The organism is Pararhodobacter zhoushanensis (genome assembly GCF_003990445.1).
GTDB lineage: Bacteria > Pseudomonadota > Alphaproteobacteria > Rhodobacterales > Rhodobacteraceae > Pararhodobacter > Pararhodobacter zhoushanensis.
Genome location: NZ_REEZ01000001.1, coordinates 378,701 through 394,154, shown reverse-complemented (window position 1 = coordinate 394,154; position 15,454 = coordinate 378,701). Strand labels below are relative to the sequence as shown.

General features: G+C 65.9%; 15 protein-coding genes. 2 read left to right on the top strand and 13 right to left on the bottom strand.

The window, feature by feature from the left end:
* Positions 1–41 precede the first annotated feature (41 nt).
* From EAE28_RS01890 to EAE28_RS01850, 9 genes are read right to left on the bottom strand one after another with little or no spacing between them, the layout of a single operon-like run.
* Complete coding sequence (locus EAE28_RS01890; protein WP_127104125.1) at positions 42–1,307, bottom strand: FAD-dependent monooxygenase; 1,266 nt, start codon at positions 1,305–1,307, stop codon at positions 42–44.
* A 28-nt stretch (positions 1,308–1,335) separates the two neighbouring features.
* Positions 1,336–2,517 (bottom strand): cytochrome P450, encoded by a 1,182-nt coding sequence (locus EAE28_RS01885; RefSeq protein ID WP_127104124.1) that lies wholly within the window; start codon positions 2,515–2,517, stop codon positions 1,336–1,338.
* On the bottom strand, positions 2,514–3,713 hold the full coding sequence (locus EAE28_RS01880) for a cytochrome P450 (protein WP_127104123.1): 1,200 nt from the start codon (positions 3,711–3,713) through the stop codon (positions 2,514–2,516). Before EAE28_RS01880 ends, EAE28_RS01885 begins: the two co-directional genes overlap by 4 nt.
* A complete protein-coding gene (locus EAE28_RS01875) occupies positions 3,683–4,963 on the bottom strand; it encodes a TRAP transporter large permease (protein ID WP_127104122.1) in 1,281 nt (426 codons plus the stop codon). The genes EAE28_RS01880 and EAE28_RS01875 overlap by 31 nt, the downstream gene beginning before the upstream one ends.
* The gene (locus tag EAE28_RS01870; protein WP_127104121.1) at positions 4,963–5,478 is read right to left on the bottom strand and encodes a TRAP transporter small permease; all 516 of its coding nucleotides are present in this window, start codon (positions 5,476–5,478) and stop codon (positions 4,963–4,965) included. The genes EAE28_RS01875 and EAE28_RS01870 overlap by 1 nt, the downstream gene beginning before the upstream one ends.
* A gap of 53 nt (positions 5,479–5,531) precedes the next feature.
* The gene (dctP, locus tag EAE28_RS01865; RefSeq protein WP_246022209.1) at positions 5,532–6,539 is read right to left on the bottom strand and encodes a TRAP transporter substrate-binding protein DctP; all 1,008 of its coding nucleotides are present in this window, start codon (positions 6,537–6,539) and stop codon (positions 5,532–5,534) included.
* 36 nt (positions 6,540–6,575) lie between these two features.
* Positions 6,576–7,700: a CaiB/BaiF CoA transferase family protein gene (locus EAE28_RS01860; protein ID WP_127104120.1), complete on the bottom strand. Its 1,125-nt coding sequence runs from the start codon at positions 7,698–7,700 to the stop codon at positions 6,576–6,578.
* A 47-nt stretch (positions 7,701–7,747) separates the two neighbouring features.
* Positions 7,748–9,007 carry a 2-hydroxyacyl-CoA dehydratase family protein gene (locus tag EAE28_RS01855; RefSeq protein WP_127104119.1) on the bottom strand — a complete coding sequence of 420 codons (1,260 nt, stop codon included), beginning with the start codon at positions 9,005–9,007 and terminating at the stop codon, positions 7,748–7,750.
* Positions 9,004–9,876 (bottom strand): hypothetical protein, encoded by an 873-nt coding sequence (locus EAE28_RS01850; protein ID WP_127104118.1) that lies wholly within the window; start codon positions 9,874–9,876, stop codon positions 9,004–9,006. The genes EAE28_RS01855 and EAE28_RS01850 overlap by 4 nt, the downstream gene beginning before the upstream one ends.
* 111 nt (positions 9,877–9,987) lie before the next feature.
* Here EAE28_RS01850 and EAE28_RS01845 point away from each other — a divergent pair, with 111 nt between their 5' ends.
* Complete coding sequence (locus EAE28_RS01845; RefSeq protein WP_127104117.1) at positions 9,988–10,524, top strand: MarR family winged helix-turn-helix transcriptional regulator; 537 nt, start codon at positions 9,988–9,990, stop codon at positions 10,522–10,524.
* 110 nt (positions 10,525–10,634) lie between these two features.
* Here the strand turns inward: EAE28_RS01845 and EAE28_RS01840 are convergent, their stop codons facing one another.
* Genes EAE28_RS01840 through EAE28_RS01830 form a run of 3 tightly spaced genes read right to left on the bottom strand, consistent with a single transcriptional unit; the run spans position 10,635 to position 13,623 of the window.
* A complete protein-coding gene (locus EAE28_RS01840) occupies positions 10,635–11,756 on the bottom strand; it encodes an ABC transporter permease (protein ID WP_127104116.1) in 1,122 nt (373 codons plus the stop codon).
* Entirely contained in the window at positions 11,753–12,676 is a 924-nt protein-coding gene (locus EAE28_RS01835; protein ID WP_127104115.1) for an ABC transporter ATP-binding protein, read from the bottom strand. The genes EAE28_RS01840 and EAE28_RS01835 overlap by 4 nt, the downstream gene beginning before the upstream one ends.
* A complete protein-coding gene (locus EAE28_RS01830; RefSeq protein WP_127104114.1) occupies positions 12,673–13,623 on the bottom strand; it encodes an HlyD family secretion protein in 951 nt (316 codons plus the stop codon). Before EAE28_RS01830 ends, EAE28_RS01835 begins: the two co-directional genes overlap by 4 nt.
* 204 nt (positions 13,624–13,827) lie before the next feature.
* On the opposite strand from EAE28_RS01830, the gene EAE28_RS01825 reads away from it, so the two are divergent.
* Positions 13,828–14,730, top strand: coding sequence for a LysR family transcriptional regulator (locus tag EAE28_RS01825; protein ID WP_164736517.1), 903 nt, complete (start codon positions 13,828–13,830; stop codon positions 14,728–14,730).
* A gap of 156 nt (positions 14,731–14,886) precedes the next feature.
* On the opposite strand, the gene EAE28_RS01820 is transcribed toward EAE28_RS01825, so the two are convergent.
* Positions 14,887–15,363: a GFA family protein gene (locus EAE28_RS01820; RefSeq protein ID WP_127104112.1), complete on the bottom strand. Its 477-nt coding sequence runs from the start codon at positions 15,361–15,363 to the stop codon at positions 14,887–14,889.
* Between the last annotated feature and the right edge of the window lie 91 nt (positions 15,364–15,454).

Here is a 15,454-nt window from a genome sequence, read left to right as displayed (position 1 = left end):
CAACAGGGCGCGCGCGGCTTTTGGCGGCGTTGCAGGCTTGCTCAGGCAATCGAGGCCCGGGCGCCGGGCGCGATGATCGGCGGTGTCTTGTTCAACTGGTCAGCCGCAAACCCGGTGATGGCCACGAAGCGCGCCAGATACCGCGCGCGTTCGGCGGTGGGGCAGACCTCTTCGATATCGTCAAAGGACCCGCCGCAACGGGCGTCGATGATGCTGAACAGCTCGAAAGGCCCCTCGGCGCGGTTGCTTTCCACCACCGCTGAAATCGGTGCGCACAGCTTGTCATCATAGAGATCGAGCGCCCATTCCGTGAGACCATGTTCGACAATGCTGGCACCCAGCACACGGGCGTCGATGATACCCTGGCTTGCGCTGTTGGCACCTGTGGGAAACATCGGATGGGCAGCGGCACCCAGCAGCACGACGCGGCCATCGCGCCAAGTGGGGACTGGATCACGGTCCCGCATCGGCGTTTCGAAGGCGACCTCGGCGGTGCGGATCAACGTGCCAGCGTCGAGCCAATCCTTGCAAAAGCCAGCAAAGTGTTTTGCAATTTCAATGGGCTGGACAGGGTTAAACAAGGCTCCGTCCGGACGCACCGTTTGTTCGCCACGCACCAGATGCGCGATCCAGCAGATCTTGGCCAACCCTTCCCTGCCCGGATGCGAGATGGGGAAAAAGACGAGCCGCTTGTCTTTCGTGCCGACTGCTATCGCGCTTGAGCCTGTGCGCATCGGACGCGCACGCGTCACACCCCGCCAGAGCACACCTTCGGCCCGGTTGATGGGGGGCTGATCAGGGTACATCTGGGCGCGCACGCCCGAATGGATCCCGTCTGCTGCTACCAGAATCGCGCCCCTTTCTTCTCGGCCGTCAGCAAACAGTGCCGTCACACCGTCACGAGTCTGCCGGTAGCCTGTGATGCGCGCGCCCAGAACCACACAATGCGTGCCAAGGCGCTGCATCGCGATTCTATAGAGCATGGCATGGAGCATGCCGCGATCGACCGAGAATTGCGGCCAGTGAAACCCGGCATGGATGCCGCGCTGCTCACTGCTGATGTCCTTGCCATTCAGGCTGACCATGGCCCATTCCCTGAGCGGCAAGCCGACAGAGTTCAGGTGCGCCCCGGCGATCCCCAGATCGTAAAGCTCTCTCACCGCATTGGGCTGCAGGTTGATGCCAACGCCTGCGCGCTGCATCTCGGGCGCCGCTTCGTACACAGTACATGCGACCCCGATCTGGCGCAGCGTCAGGGCAGTAACCAGCCCGGCAATTCCGGCCCCTGCAATGATGACCCGTGTCATGCTCCCTCCGGTCTATGGTGACCGCAGGTTATCGGGCAGGTGTCAACGCAAGGTGAACGGCAAGGGGTCCATATTCCGGCCAGCGGGTCATTTCCATCGTGCCGGTCAGGCGCAGATCACGGGTTTTCTGCACGATTTGGAGCAGCACTTCGGCCAGCAGCACCCGCGCCAGCGGCGAGCCGGGGCACATATGTGGGCCACGGCCAAAAGTGACCAGATCGGGCTCGACCCGGTCCAGCCGGTAGCTGTGCGGATCGGGAAAGACATCCTCGTCCCGGTTGCCCGAGGTGAAGACCACGGCCAGCGGATCGCCCTCTTTGACCAGCTTGCCGCCCAGCTCGACGTCGCGCGTCGCCGTGCGGGCAAAGCCACGATAGGGGGTGTAGAGGCGCAGCAGTTCTTCCAGCGCAACCGGCACCAGGTCGGGGTTTGCGGTCAGTTCCGCGTGGTGCTCGGAGTGACGGGCAAGGTGCACGGCCATCGAGCCGATGAAGGTGGTCGGCGCGATGATGCCGACCAGCAGGAACTGCCGCAGCGCGCCGAGGATCTTGTCATCGGGGAGCGCCGCACCGTCAACCCGGACGGCCAGCAGGTTTGACACCGGGTCCAGATCGGGGTCTTGCGGGTTGGCCTTGCGGTCCTCGATCAGCCGCGCGGCGATGTTGTAAAGCGCATCCGAGCGTTCGCGCAGCAGGTCGAAATCCTGCCGTTGCAGCGCCATGTTGAACTCGGCACCGACGATGCGGATCTCTGCCGCTTCATCGGGCGCAAGGCGGAAGAACTCGGCCAGCAGCGCGATCGGCAGGGTGAACGAGAAATCGGCGCAGATATCGCCGCCGCCTGCCGCGACGAACGGGTCGAAATGCTCGGCCACCATCGCAGCGATCACCGGCTTCCACTCCTCGATCCGCCGGGGGCTGAGAAAGCGCAAAATGGCGTTGCGGTAGGGGATGTTACCCGGCGGGTCCAGATGCAGCGGCGGGCGGCGCTGGGTGGTGGCGACGCGGGGCACCACGTTCTGCACGGTGGTGGTAAAGGTCTGCCATTCGGTCAGCACGCGGCAGATGTCGGCGTGTTTGGTCACCGCCCAGAAACCGCCCATTTCATCGGCCCAGGCGACCGGACAATGCCCGCGCAGCTCGGCAAACAGGGCGTGCGGGCTGTCGAAATCCTCGACCTCGGGGACGGTGAAATCGGCGGGGTGGGTCATGATGCGAACCTCAGATCCAGATGGGTGACGCCGTATTCCGTCCAGCGTGCCCAGCGGGTGTTGTCGCCCAACGTGAAGGCGGGCAGGGCGGCCAGCACGTCGAGCGTGATACGGGCCTGCAGCTTGGCGACGGCTTGGCCGAGGCAGATATGCGGGCCGATGCCGAAGGCGAGGTGGCGGTTGGGGCTGCGGTCTTCGATGAAGTCCATCGGTGCGTCGAATACCTCGGGGTCGCGGTTGGCGCTGAGGTAGTTCAGCGCGACCGGGCAGCCCTGCGGGATGGTGACGCCGCGCAGTTCGGTGTCTTCGGTCGCGACGCGCACCAGCGCCTGATTGGGCGAATAGCAGCGCAGCATCTCTTCGATCAGCAGGCGGCGGTCGGCGGTGCCGTCGCGCAGGCGGGCCTGCAGGTCGGTGTCGCGCGCCAGATGCCACGCCATCGAGCACAGGAAGTTGCGCGGCACGACATGCCCGCCGATCAGCATCAGGCGGACCATGCCCGCCAGTTCCTCGAAACTATACGGCCCGCCTTCGGGCGCAAAGGCCATCAACCCGCTGACGATGTCGGTCTCGGGATCGCGCGGTTTGGCGACGCGGTCCTTGACCAGTGCAATGGCGAATCCGTCAATCGCCTGGCTGATGCGGCCCGCGGCGGGCATGTCGAGGCCCTGCACCGCGGCGACGTAATCATGGCCCAGACGGCCCAGCTCCTCGGCCTCGTCAAGATCCATGCCGGCCAGAATGCACAGGCTGCCCACGGTGAAGGGCGCGGCGAAGCCGGTGCCGAATTCCGGAGCCTCGGCGGTTTGCAGCGCCTCGGCCAGTTGCTCGGCCAGTGCCCGCGTCGGTGCTTCAATCGCCCGGATGCGGTTTTCCTTGAAGAACAGGTTCAGCCCCTTGCGATAGCGCATCGCCTCGGGGGGGTCTTTTTGCAACGGCAGGCGAGGCAGACCCTTGCGCGGGCTGGCCGGGATCACCGTCTGCACGGTCGCAGTGAAGCGTGCGTAGTCCTTGGACGCCATGACCACATCGTCATACTTGGTCAGCGTATAGAACCCGCCCCAGTTCTGCGATCCGGCGACCGGGCAGCGCTCGCGCAGATCGAGCAGCGCGGCTTGCGGATCGGCCTGCACGTCGGCCGAGGTCGGGTCCCAGTCATGCGGGATCATCGGGCGAACACCGTCGTCGGCAGCCATAGCGATATCTCCGGTATGTAGGTGACAAGGATCAGGAACACCGCCATCGCAGCCACGAAGGGCAGCACGCCGCGGATCGCCTCGCTGAGCGGGGCTTTGGCGATGGAGGAGAGCACGAACAGGTTCAGGCCAATCGGCGGCGTGAGGAACGCGATCTCCATGTTCACGATCAGGATGATGCCGAAATGGATCGGGTCGATGCCAAGGGCGGGCAGCAGCGGCAGTACGATGGGGGTGACGATCAGCAGCACCGCCACGGCATCAAGGAACATGCCCATGATAAGCATGATCACGTTCAGCGCGATGAGGAATTGCCACGGTGACAGGCCGGTTGCGGCGGCCCAGCGGACCAGCGCCGTGGGGATGCCGCTGCCGGTGATCCAATGGGCGAAGAGCATGGCGAACATGACGATGAAGGTCACGGCCGAGGCGGCTTTCATCGCCTCGGCGGTCATCCCGAAAATGTCGCGCCAGGTCACCTCGCGGTAGACCAGCACCGCGATCAGGACCGAGGCGATCGCGGCAACCCCGGCGGATTCGGTGACGGTGGTGATGCCGGTATAGATGCCGACAAAGACCGAGATCGGGATGAACAGCGCGGGCAGGGCGCGCAGGTTGCGGCGGACGAACTCGGCCCCCGACACGCGGGTGCCCGAGGCATAGCCTTTCTTGCGCGAGATGATCATCACCACGACCGCAAGGATCACCGCCTGAATGAGGCCCGGGATCACCCCTGCAAGGAACAGGCGCGGGACCGAGACTTCGGCGATCAGGCCATAGAGGATCATCGACAGCGACGGCGGGATCAGGATGCCCAGCGTGCCCGAGGCGCCGACAGTGCCCAGCGCGAAGGGGCGGTCATAGCCGCGCGCCATCATGGCGGGGATCAGGAAGGTGCCCATCGCCATCGCGGTGACCACGGACGAGCCGCTGATCGCCGCGAACAGCGTCGTTGCCAGCACGCAGACCAGCCCCAAGCCGCCACGGAAATGGCCGACCCAGGCCTCGGCGGCGTCGATGATGATGCGGGCGATACCGCCGCGCTGCATGAAGGTGGCGGCCATGACGAAGAACGGCACGGCAAGAAACGTCGTCGAGTTGATGCCCGAGATCGACGTCATCGCCGCGTCCATCAGCGGACGTCCCTCGAACGACAGCATGACCAGTGCCGACACGCCCAAAGCCACGAAGATCGGCGCGCCCAGTGCCATCAGCACCAGCAGCCCGCCCAGACCAAGGATCGCTTCCATTATTCGACCTTTCCGGGCAGCGCTTCAGCAGCAGTGGTGATCCCGCGTCCGACAATCGCCAGCAGAACGATGCGCAGGGCCATCAGACCCATGCCGACAGGCAGCGCCAGAAACAGTGTCCATGCTTGTGGTGTCCGCAGACTGGATGCCGAACGGTCATCGAGCATTTTCGAGAATTCAAAGGCTTCCCAGCCAAACCAGAACATCGCGGCACAGAACGCCAGTGTCAGCGCGCCGGTGAACAATACCGCCGCGCGGCGCAGATGCGGGGGCAGGCCGGTCACCAGAATTTCGGTGTTGATGTGACGGCCTTCTGCCGCCAGCACGCTGCCCCCCAGCGCGGTGGCCCAGACGATGAAATAGAGCGCAACCTCGTCGGCCCAGTCGACCGCATGCTGCGGGGCCAGAACCCGCAGCGCGGCGCCGCCCATGAAGGTGAACAGCGCGCACAGCACCAATGTGCCGATCAGCACGGTTTCGATCCGTGACCAGATCGAGAGTAATCGCTCAAGCATCTCAGACTCCGCGGGGAAGGGTGGTCAGGCGGGGCGGCCGCCTGACCGACGTGTCACTGGCTGTGCAACGCTGCCGCGACGCGACCAACGAAATCGGCGTTCATCCCTGAGGCGTCGACGATCGCGGGCTGAAGATCCATCATCTGCGTGCGCATCGCAGCGATCATCTCGTCGGACGGATCGGCATAGGTGATGCCGTTTTCCTCATTCGTGGCGCGGGCATGCTCCAGCTCTTCGGCCGAGGCGTCACGCGCCCAGCCGACGACCTGCGCCCATGCCTGATTGATCACGCCGCGCTGTTCTTCGGTCATGGCGTCCAGCGTGCGGGCCGAGACGAGGGGGATATAGACCCCCCAGCCCGCGTTATCGTTGAAGGCATAGCGAATGCCCGCCTCCCACAGACGCCCGCCTGAGATGGTCAGATCGGTGACCGACCCCAGCCCCTGAATCTGGCCCTGCGTCAGTTGCAGTACGATCTCGGTGCGCGGGGTGGCTACGCCGTTGATGCCCATCGCGCTCATGATCTGCACCACGACCGGGCTGGGCGGGGTGGCGACGGTGCGGCCCGCCAGATCCTCATAGCTGGCCGCGGGTTCGGTGGTGTAGGCGGTGTTGTTGGGGGCGAATTCGAAATGCCCGCCTTCGGGCACCACGATACCGCGCTGGGCGACCATGCCCCACAGCTCGGCCCCCAGCGGGCCATCCAGCACCGCGCGGATGTCATCGCGGGTGGCGCCAAAGAACATCGGCAGGGTGATCACGCTCAGGTTCGGCTCAAGCCGGCTCAGCGTCGGGCTGGCCTGAATTGACAGATCCAGCGCGCCCGAGGCCAGTGCCCGGATCGCATCGGCCGAGTTATAGAGCTGACCGGCCGGGAACACCTCGACCGTGATGTCGCCGCCCGACAGCTCGGCAATCGCCGCCGCCCAATGCTCGGCCGCCTGATTGCGCACATGGCCCGGCGGGGTTTCCACCGACAGCCGCAACTCAAGCGCCTGCGCGCCCGAGGCGATCATCAGTGCGGCGGTCAGAGCGCCGCTCAGTTTGAAAAGCTTAGTCATGGTGAATCCTCCTCCCAGTGGATTGCGATGAAGTCGTCAGCCAGCCCCCAGAACGGGGGCAGGCCGGTCGGTGCCCGGTCCGCCCTCGCGGAACCGGAACCCGGCGTTCAGAACGCGCTGCGTACCGCCATCTGGGGCAGGCAGCGTCAGAAACAGATCGCGCTGGGCGAGATGCGGCATGGCCACGGCTTGGCCCACATCCTGCACCCGCGCGGCGGGGACACCGACAGCCCGCAACGCATCCTCCCAGTGCGCTGCGGGCTGGGTCGCCAGCGCCGCCGCCAGCCTCGCGGCAAGCGCGTCGGCATGGGCGGCACGGGCGGTTCGGGTGGCATAGGCGGGATCGTCCAGCAGATCGGCCAGCCCCAGCACAGCAAGCAGCTTGGCGACATGCCAGTCCTCGACCGCGCCGATGGTGATCTCGCCGTCAGCGCAGGCGAAAGTGTCCGAGGTCGGCGCGCGGCTGAAGCCCCGGTTGCCGGTGCGCAGGGGTTCCTCGCCGGTCATCAGCAGCGGGTTGACCACCGACAGCAGCATGACCAGCGCCGCATCCAGCATCGCTACGTCAATCTCTTGCCCCGCCACAAGCCCGCGCTCGCGCTGCAGCAGCGCCGTCTGGATGGCAAAGGCGGCAAGCAGCCCGGTGAAGGTGTCGACCAGCGGAAAGCCGATGCGCAGGGCGGGATCGCCGGGCAGGCCGCTCAGCTGCATGACGCCTGACAGGCTCTGGATGATCTGATCCATCGCCGCGACATCGGCCATCGGCCCGGACTGGCCAAAGCCCGACACCGCGCACCAGATCAGATGCGGATATTTCGCCCGCATTTCGGCAGGCCCCAGACCGAGACGGGCCATCACGCCGGGACGGAAATTCTCGACCACCACATCGCTTTGCGCGATGATGGCTTCGGCCTTAGCGCGGCCCTCTTCGGTCTTGAGATCCAGCACGACCGAGGTCTTGCCGATGTTGATCCCGCCAAAGGCCGGGGCCATGCCGCGCTGCGCCGGGTCCAACGTGTAATTGCGCAGGGCATCGCCGCGCGGCGGCTCGATTTTGACCACCTCGGCACCGTTGAGGGCCAGAAAATGCGTGGCCAGCGGACCGGCCACGACATGGCTGAAATCCGCGACCCTGAGTCCGGTCAACGCGCGTTGTGCCATGAATGGCCCTCCCTTGTAGTTCATTCAATGAACTAATTGAGAGTCTGTCAACGCTCTTTTCGCGCCCGCTCGATCCCATCCATCACCAACGCCCGCGCTTTGTCGCCATCCCACGCCCGTGCATCGACCATATCGGCCTCGATTGTCACGGTTTTGACCCCGGCTTGCTCCAGCGCCCGCGCGATGAACCGTGTGCCATAGCCCGAGGGCCGGTCGCTTTCCGGCACGATGATCACCGCCAGATCAATCCGCGCACGTAGTGCTTCCTTGACGTGCCATGCACCGGCCCAGGGGGGCTGGTGCAGGTGTTCGTTCAGGTCGATGACCCGCGCGGCCAGCGCGCGCATCGGATCACCATGATCGGTGCGCAGATAGCCGTCAGCCGCAAAGGGAAGGTACATCGACCACGCGAACACGGCGCCAAGCGCTTCGAACGCCTGATAAAATCCAGTGTCGAACCACAGTCCCGCGCCTATCCACATCATGCGGACCTGCTCGTCCTCAACCACCGCTGCCCCCTCGGCGATGCGCGCCGCCACCGCGTCGCGGAACCGCTCGGCATGGGCCAGCGCCCAGTCGCTGCCGCGGTGCCATTGCGGGATCATCACGTTGGGGATCATTTCCGAGATGCGGATCGGGCAGCGCGGCGCTTCGGCGATCATCTGCGCGGCCTCGTCGAACAGGCGTTCCTGCCGGTCAATCCGCGCCATCAACCCCGCCAGCGCGCCGTCCGGCGTGCGCCGCCCGGCTACCTCCTCGGCCAGCGCGGTCAGATCCTCGATCTCGGCCACCATCAGGTCCAGCCGGTCGCCGCCGGTGCCTTTTTCCCATCCGTCACGCAACATGTCCCACCAGTCGGGTGCCGGGTCGGGATGCCCCGGCGCGCTGAGAATGCGCAGCGGAGCGCCGGTCAGGCGCGCCCATTCGGCAAAGATCAGCGGGTGGTCATCGGCACTGGCCCGCGCGCAGAGCAAACCCGGAGCAGGCAGGCCGCCCCACGGCTGCATCTCGGGCCGGCCATCCATCGCCGCAAAGAGCGGAAGGGCCGAGTATTTGGCCAGCCGCCCGTGAAACCCGGCGGCCTCGGACGCGGCCAGATGCGCTGCGCTCAGCTTCTTGGCCGCGATGACCGAAGACCACCACTGGTTGACCACCACCGGCATCCCCAGTGCATGAAACACCTCCATCGGCGTATCGGCATTGGCAAAGGCATAGGGCTCACCCGCTGCCAGCCGCGCGCGCAAACCCTTGGCCCAGTCGCGCTGATAGGCGGCGGCCTCGGCGGTACAATCCAGAGCGCGTGTCATCGCAGAACTTTCGGTAAATCAGGGCGTTGGGGCCAGGGAGAGAGGAAGCCAAGGTCGACAAACCGGATCCCCATCTTGGCACAGAGCCGCAAGAGCGCGGGTTTGCGCCAACCATGCAGATCGTCGTTCGGGTCGACCTGCCAGACCAGCACCGAGACCCTGCGCCGTGTGAGCAGGTCGCCGACATCATCGCGCGGCGCATCCGGCCCCTGCAGGTCAAGAACCAGTGCCCCCTGCCGGTCCAGCCATGCGTGCAACTCGCGTCCGCCGAGGGGGGCGCCGGCCAAAGCGAAACGGGGGCCGGCAGTACGGTCGCTCGCAGGCGCTTGAACCGGCGCGGTGCTTACTGGCTCGCCGCAGGCCCGCGCGCGCAACCGCCGCCGGAACGCCTCGCCGCCGGTGATCTGCGCTGCGGCCTGCATCGCCTCAAGCACGGCCAGAGGTCCGGCGCGGTCGACCGGTGTCTCGCGCGGCAAACGCGCCAGCGCCTGTGTGAGTTGCGCATCCTGCCGCGCGTCAAAGACCTGCGCCGCCGGGCCTGCGCTGACAGCGCGGTTCCAAAGATGCAGGGGCGGCCCCGCTGGCAGCAGGCCTTGCCGTCGCAGTTCCGTGGCATAGCGATAGGCATGCAGCGCCCCGGCTCCCTGTCGCCAGACGACAATCGCGGCGGCCTCATCGAAGGCCCGCGCTTCCATCCCCAGCAGGAAGCCGCGAACATAGGGGTCGAGGAAGGGTTCGAGCAGCGCGTCGATGCGGCTGCCGGGGGCGGGTTCCTGAAAAAGCCGGGTTATATCGCGCACGGCCAGTCCGGCGAGCACCGGGTCCGACAGGGGCACGCCGTGACCAAATAGCAGAACTGAAGCGCTCACGGTTCCTCCGAAGGCCGGTAAAGTTTATTTTATGAACTAAATGAGGCGCCGGTCAAGCGTGTCGAGCTGCGGCCCCTTGCCTTGGCCTCGCGCGCCGGGCAGGTTGGCGTGATGAGTGATCCCGTCCAGCCCGCCCCTCAGGAAGACCGCGCGTTCCGGTTCAAATCCGGCGCCGTCATCTGCGCCGGATGGCTGGCCGAGGATCTGCCGTTTCTCACCCGCAGCCTGCGCTATCTGCTGCGCCCGCAAGGCGAAGGTCTGCGCCACGATTTCGCCCTCGAGGCGGGGGATATCGGGGTGCTGGCGGTGCTGGACGCCAATCCCGGTGTGACCCAGAACGATCTTGCCGCATCGCTGGTGCTCAAGAAATCCGCCGTGACGCGGGTGGTGCAACGGCTCGAAACCCGCGGTTTCCTGACGCGCGAACGCAGCGCCACGGACCGACGCGCCAACTTGTTAACCTTAACCGCAGAGGGGACGCGCTGCGCCCGCGCGGTACAGGAAGCGACGCGCCTGCGCCATGCCGACTGGTTCACCGGCATCACCCCGCAAGAGCGCGCGGTGTTCTTCGATGTGCTGTACCGTCTTGTCGACCGGCTTGCCGAAACCCATGACGGCGATCTGCCCGAAGGGCGCGACGACGAATAAGCGCCGCATCATCTGTCCCTAAATATCCACGGGGGTTTCCAAAGGGGGCCCGTGGGCCCCCTTTGGCGAGGGGGGCTCGGGGGGGCGAGCAGCCCCCCCGATCTGCCCGGTCAATCCAGAGTCCGCCGGAACCGCAACAGCGCCATCAGCGCAAAGACCAGCACAAACGCCGTCAGCGCCGCCAGCGAATCCGCCACTGTCGCCGCATCCGCGCCCTTCAGCATCACCGACCGGATCAGCCGCAGGAAATGCGTCAGCGGAAAGATCTCGCCCAGCCACTGCGCCCACTGCGGCATCCCGCGATAGGGGAACATGAAGCCCGACAGCATCAGCGACGGCAGAAAAAAGAAAAACGTCACCTGCATCGCCTGCATCTGGGTGCGCGACACGGTCGAAATGACATAGCCGAGGATCACCAGCGCCAGCACGAACAGCAGCACGCCGCCCAGGATCAGCGCCAGCGAGCCGATCAGCGGCACGCCAAAGATCACCCTTGCTGCCAGTAGCACGACAACCACCTGCACCGCACCGACGACCAGATAGGGCAGCACCTTACCCAGCATGATCTCCAGCGGCGTCGCGGGCATCGACAGCAGGTTCTCCATCGTGCCGCGCTCGGTCTCACGGGTCAGCGCCATCGAGGTCATCATCACCATGGTCAGTTGCAAGATCACCCCCAGCAGCGCCGGGACGATGTTGTATTGCGTGATGCCTTCGGGGTTATAGCGCCGGTGCACGACGATCTCTACGGCGGGTTGCGGCGGGGTCACCCCCGCCTCGCGCGCCAGCGCCGAGGCGGCGACCGTGGACAGCGTCGAGATCGCGCCCGAGGCCACGGACGGGTCGGTTGCGTCCGCCTCGATCAGGATCTGTGCCGGGTCGCCGCGCTCGATCCGGCGGCCGAAATCTGACGGCACCGTCACCACGAAGGACACATCCCCGCGCGCGATCATCCGCTCGGCCGCGTCCGCCGTCGCGTCGGGGGCGATGAAGCGGTAATACCCCGTCAGCTCCAGCGCCGAGACCATCGAACGGGTGAAACGGTCCTGCGTCGGGGCCACCAGGGCTGCGGGCAATTCGCGCGGGTCGGTGTTGATCGCGAAGCCAAACAGCAGCAGTTGCACCAGCGGCACCGCCAGCATCATCGCAAAAGTCAGCCGGTCGCGGCGCATCTGGATGCTCTCCTTGACCAGCAGCGCGCGCAGGCGGGTGGGGGAGAAAAGCCGCCTCATGCCATGTTATCCGTGGCTTGGCCCATCAGCTGGATGAACACGTCTTCCAGCGAGGTCTCGGATGCCTCCGCCCGGCAGCCCGTGGCTTCGGCCACAATGGCCACCGTCGCGCGCAGTGCGGCACCATCGCGGCCCACCACATGCAGCGTATTGCCGAACGGGGCGACCTGATCCACTCCCGAGGCCCCGCGCAATTGCTGCGCCGCCTCGGCCACGCGCGGCCCGGTCAGCACCATCGTGGTCAACGCCGCATCGCGCACGACCTCGCCCACCGTGCCCTGCGCGATCAGCTTGCCATAGCTGATATAGGCGATGCGGTGGCAGCGCTCGGCCTCGTCCATGTAATGCGTTGAGACCAGCACGGTCAGACCGCCCACCGCCAGCCGGTGAATTTCGTCCCAGAATTCCCGCCGTGCCTTGGGGTCGACGCCCGCCGTCGGCTCGTCCAGCATCAACAAATCGGGCTTGTGCATCACGCAAGCCGCCAGCGCCAGCCGCTGTTTCCAGCCGCCAGACAGTGACCCGGCCAGCTGCCCCTTGCGCGTGGTCAGCCCCAGATCGGCCAGCGTATCGCGCACCACCGCGCGCGCGGGTTTCATCCCGTAGAGACCGGCCACAAAGCGCAGGTTTTCTTCAATCGTCAGATCCTCGTAGAACGAGAATTTCTGCGTCATATACCCCACACGCCGCTTGATCGCGTTGCGCTGGCGCAGGATGTCGAGGCCCAGCACCTGACCCTTGCCCTCATCAGGCTCCAGCAACCCGCACATCATGCGGATCGTCGTCGTCTTGCCCGAGCCGTTGGGGCCCAGAAACCCCAGGATCTCGCCCTTGGCGACTTCAAGCGTCACATCATCCACGACCGTGCGCGTGCCGAACCGCTTGGTCAGGCCGGTCACGCTGATCGCAGGGTCGCTCATTCCGACGCACCCGGCAGCGCGACATCGACGATCTGGCCGGGGCTGAGGGTGCTGCCCTCGGTTGGCGCTGCCTCGACCAGATAGACCAGCGTCTGACGGTTTTGCAGCGAGTAGATCACCGGCGGGGTAAATTCGGGTCCGTCCGAAATATAGGTGATGCGCGCCTGCGCGTCGGCGGCGCAGCCGTCGCAATGGACGTCCAGCAGATCGCCGACCGCGATGCGGGCAAAGGATTCCTCGGGCACATAAAGCCGCAGCTTGACCGCGCCGTCGCCAAGGACCGACAGCACCGGGGCTGACGGCCCGGCGATCTCTCCGGGCTGGCGGATCACGTCGACCACGGTGACCGGCTGCGGCAGGGTGAGCTGCCGCTGCTCCAACGCCCACCGCGCCTGATCGCGCGAAGCTTCCGCCGCGCGCACACTCGCATCCGCTTGCGCGATGGCCTGCGGTCGGGCGGGCAGGCGGGCGACGGCCAGTTGCGCCTCGATCTGGGCGACTGCCGCCTCGGCCACCTCAACGCTTGTCTGGGCGTCCTCAAGCTGCGCATCCGTCGCGACACCGCGTTCCGCCAGACTGGTAAAGCGTCCGCTGCGCCGCAATGCCTCGTCGCGCTGGGCCTGAGCCGAGGCGAGGTTGGCCTCGATCACGTTCAGCTCCTCGGGCCGCGCGCCCTGAGCAAGATTGCTCTGCGTCGCCTGTGCGCCTGCCAGATTGGCCTCGGCCAGCGCCAGCGCGATCTCGGCGTCTCGGGTCTCCATCTGCACCAGCAACGCCCCCGCTTCGACCCGGTCGCCGCGCACCACCAGCACTTGATCGACCTGCGCGACCTGCACCGGGGCGACCAGTGTATAGACCCCCTCGACATAGCCGGTGGCAAAGGGCGACGGCGGGGCACACAGGGTAAAGAGCGTGGCAGCGAGCGGGAGGGTGCAGAGAAAACTCATGGGCGCGCCTTTCGGTGTTGCATGATCCTTTCCCACGCATGGCGGGCTGGCAAGAGTGCAGTGAGAGCGCCGCACGCGGCCAATCAGCGCGTCGGGCAGTGCATCGGCCGTGTCAATGTCGACATTCCGACCGCCACAGGTTGTGCTGATGCTTGCGCCGCAGGGGGCAAAGCGTTTACCCCTTGGGGTCAGGAGGAAACACCCATGCGCGTTGACGTTCTGGGGTTGCAGGCGTTCATCGCCATTGCCGATCACGGCTCGTTTCAGGCCGCTGCCAAGGCGCTGAACCTGTCGCAAACGGCGCTCAGCCACCGCATCGCCAAGATCGAGGCCGATCTGGGCCTGTCGCTGTTCGTGCGCACCACGCGCAAGCTGGCGCTGACCCACGAAGGGCTGGCGCTGCTGCCACGCGCGCGCCGCGCCATCGTCGATCTGGAAAAGGCGATGAGCGAACTCAAACAGCTGGGAGAGCTGCGCCGGCAAGAGGTGACGCTGGGCTGCATCCCGTCGCTGGCAACCTCGGTGCTGGCCGAGGTGCTCACCGCCTATGCCGAGCAAATGCCGCAGGTCCGGGTGCGGGTTCACGACGGCTATGCCCGCGTCATCGCCGCGCAAGTCAATGGCGGAGAAGTGGAATTTGGCCTGGCTGTGCGCATGGGCACGCATTACGAGCTGGACTTCAAACCCATCGTTACCGAGCGTTTCGTCGCTGTCTGCCGGGTCGACCACCCGCTGGCCGGGCACACATCGGTCAGCTGGGACGAGTTGAAAGATCACCGCCTGATCGGCAATACGGTGATCAATCAGGCGCTGCGCATGTCGGCGCACCAGCCGTACTGGGACTATGAGGTCGAGACGATCTCGACCGCCGTGAGCTTCGTCAAGCAGGGGCTGGGCGTGACCTTGCTGCCTGCGTTCGAGCAGTACCAGCCGGGGTATCGCGAGCTGCGCAAACTGCCGGTTACAGGACCGGAAGTGACCCGGCAGGTCTGCTTCATGACCCGGCCCGATATGCCGCTGTCCAAAGCCTCGCAGGTTTTGATGGCAAGCATCGAGACGCATCTGAAGGGCTTGGCCGAGCGCGAGAATTCCGCCGCTCACCCGTGATCATCAACAGCCCTGACGGGCGATTGATGCATCTTGCTCATATATTATCCCATTCTTCGCGTTTGTCTTTTTGTATACATGGCGCGACCATCCACCCCGGGAACAAGGGAGGATGGCGTGACGATCTTAGCGTCGATCAGCGCGAGCGGGCAGGGGTCAGGCAAAGACCGGCGCGAAGCGCTCTTGCCACAGGCTGACGATCGGCTGCAGGTCGTCGGGCTGTCCGTCATAGATCAGCGTCTCGGCGCCGAAACTGACCCAGGGTTGCGCGCTGCTGGTCCAGATATGCGCCGAGGGGCGCAGCCAGCTGGTGTCGTCCAGCGTGCCGCCGCGCAAATGGCACAGCGCCGTGCCGGGCCGCGCGTTGAAAATGCGCCCGCCGCAGTCGGGGCAGCAGACCATCTCGGATTTCGTGCCCCGGTCGGTGTCGCGCAGGCGGGTTTGTGTCGGGCCCTCAAGATGCAGGTCGGCGCGGGTCACGCGCATCGACAGGCCAAAGGCGCTGCCCGACTGGCGCTGGCACAGGCTGCAATGGCAGGCGAACAGCGCCAGCGGCGCACTGGTCAGCGTATAGCGCAGCGCGCCACAGGCGCAGCCGCCGTGCAGGGGCAGGGAAACGGAAGGGCGGGGCATGGCATGTCCTTGGTCAAACTGGGGTGACCGCCATCAGAACAGCCGCGATGACGCAGGGCAATAGGTAAAATAAACAAAGACTTATCATCCG

Excerpts from the sequence above, each read along its gene's own strand:
- EAE28_RS01830 (WP_127104114.1), bottom strand. The coding sequence starts at position 13,623 with ATGAGTTTTCTCTGCACCCTCCCGCTCGCTGCCACGCTCTTTACCCTG.
- EAE28_RS01820 (WP_127104112.1), bottom strand. The coding sequence starts at position 15,363 with ATGCCCCGCCCTTCCGTTTCCCTGCCCCTGCACGGCGGCTGCGCCTGT.
- EAE28_RS01825 (WP_164736517.1), top strand. The coding sequence starts at position 13,828 with ATGCGCGTTGACGTTCTGGGGTTGCAGGCGTTCATCGCCATTGCCGAT.
- EAE28_RS01840 (WP_127104116.1), bottom strand. The coding sequence starts at position 11,756 with ATGAGGCGGCTTTTCTCCCCCACCCGCCTGCGCGCGCTGCTGGTCAAG.
- EAE28_RS01835 (WP_127104115.1), bottom strand. The coding sequence starts at position 12,676 with ATGAGCGACCCTGCGATCAGCGTGACCGGCCTGACCAAGCGGTTCGGC.
- EAE28_RS01880 (WP_127104123.1), bottom strand. The coding sequence starts at position 3,713 with ATGGCTGCCGACGACGGTGTTCGCCCGATGATCCCGCATGACTGGGAC.
- dctP (WP_246022209.1), bottom strand. The coding sequence starts at position 6,539 with ATGACTAAGCTTTTCAAACTGAGCGGCGCTCTGACCGCCGCACTGATG.
- EAE28_RS01855 (WP_127104119.1), bottom strand. The coding sequence starts at position 9,007 with ATGACACGCGCTCTGGATTGTACCGCCGAGGCCGCCGCCTATCAGCGC.
- EAE28_RS01860 (WP_127104120.1), bottom strand. The coding sequence starts at position 7,700 with ATGGCACAACGCGCGTTGACCGGACTCAGGGTCGCGGATTTCAGCCAT.
- EAE28_RS01845 (WP_127104117.1), top strand. The coding sequence starts at position 9,988 with ATGAGTGATCCCGTCCAGCCCGCCCCTCAGGAAGACCGCGCGTTCCGG.
- EAE28_RS01885 (WP_127104124.1), bottom strand. The coding sequence starts at position 2,517 with ATGACCCACCCCGCCGATTTCACCGTCCCCGAGGTCGAGGATTTCGAC.
- EAE28_RS01870 (WP_127104121.1), bottom strand. The coding sequence starts at position 5,478 with ATGCTTGAGCGATTACTCTCGATCTGGTCACGGATCGAAACCGTGCTG.
- EAE28_RS01875 (WP_127104122.1), bottom strand. The coding sequence starts at position 4,963 with ATGGAAGCGATCCTTGGTCTGGGCGGGCTGCTGGTGCTGATGGCACTG.
- EAE28_RS01890 (WP_127104125.1), bottom strand. The coding sequence starts at position 1,307 with ATGACACGGGTCATCATTGCAGGGGCCGGAATTGCCGGGCTGGTTACT.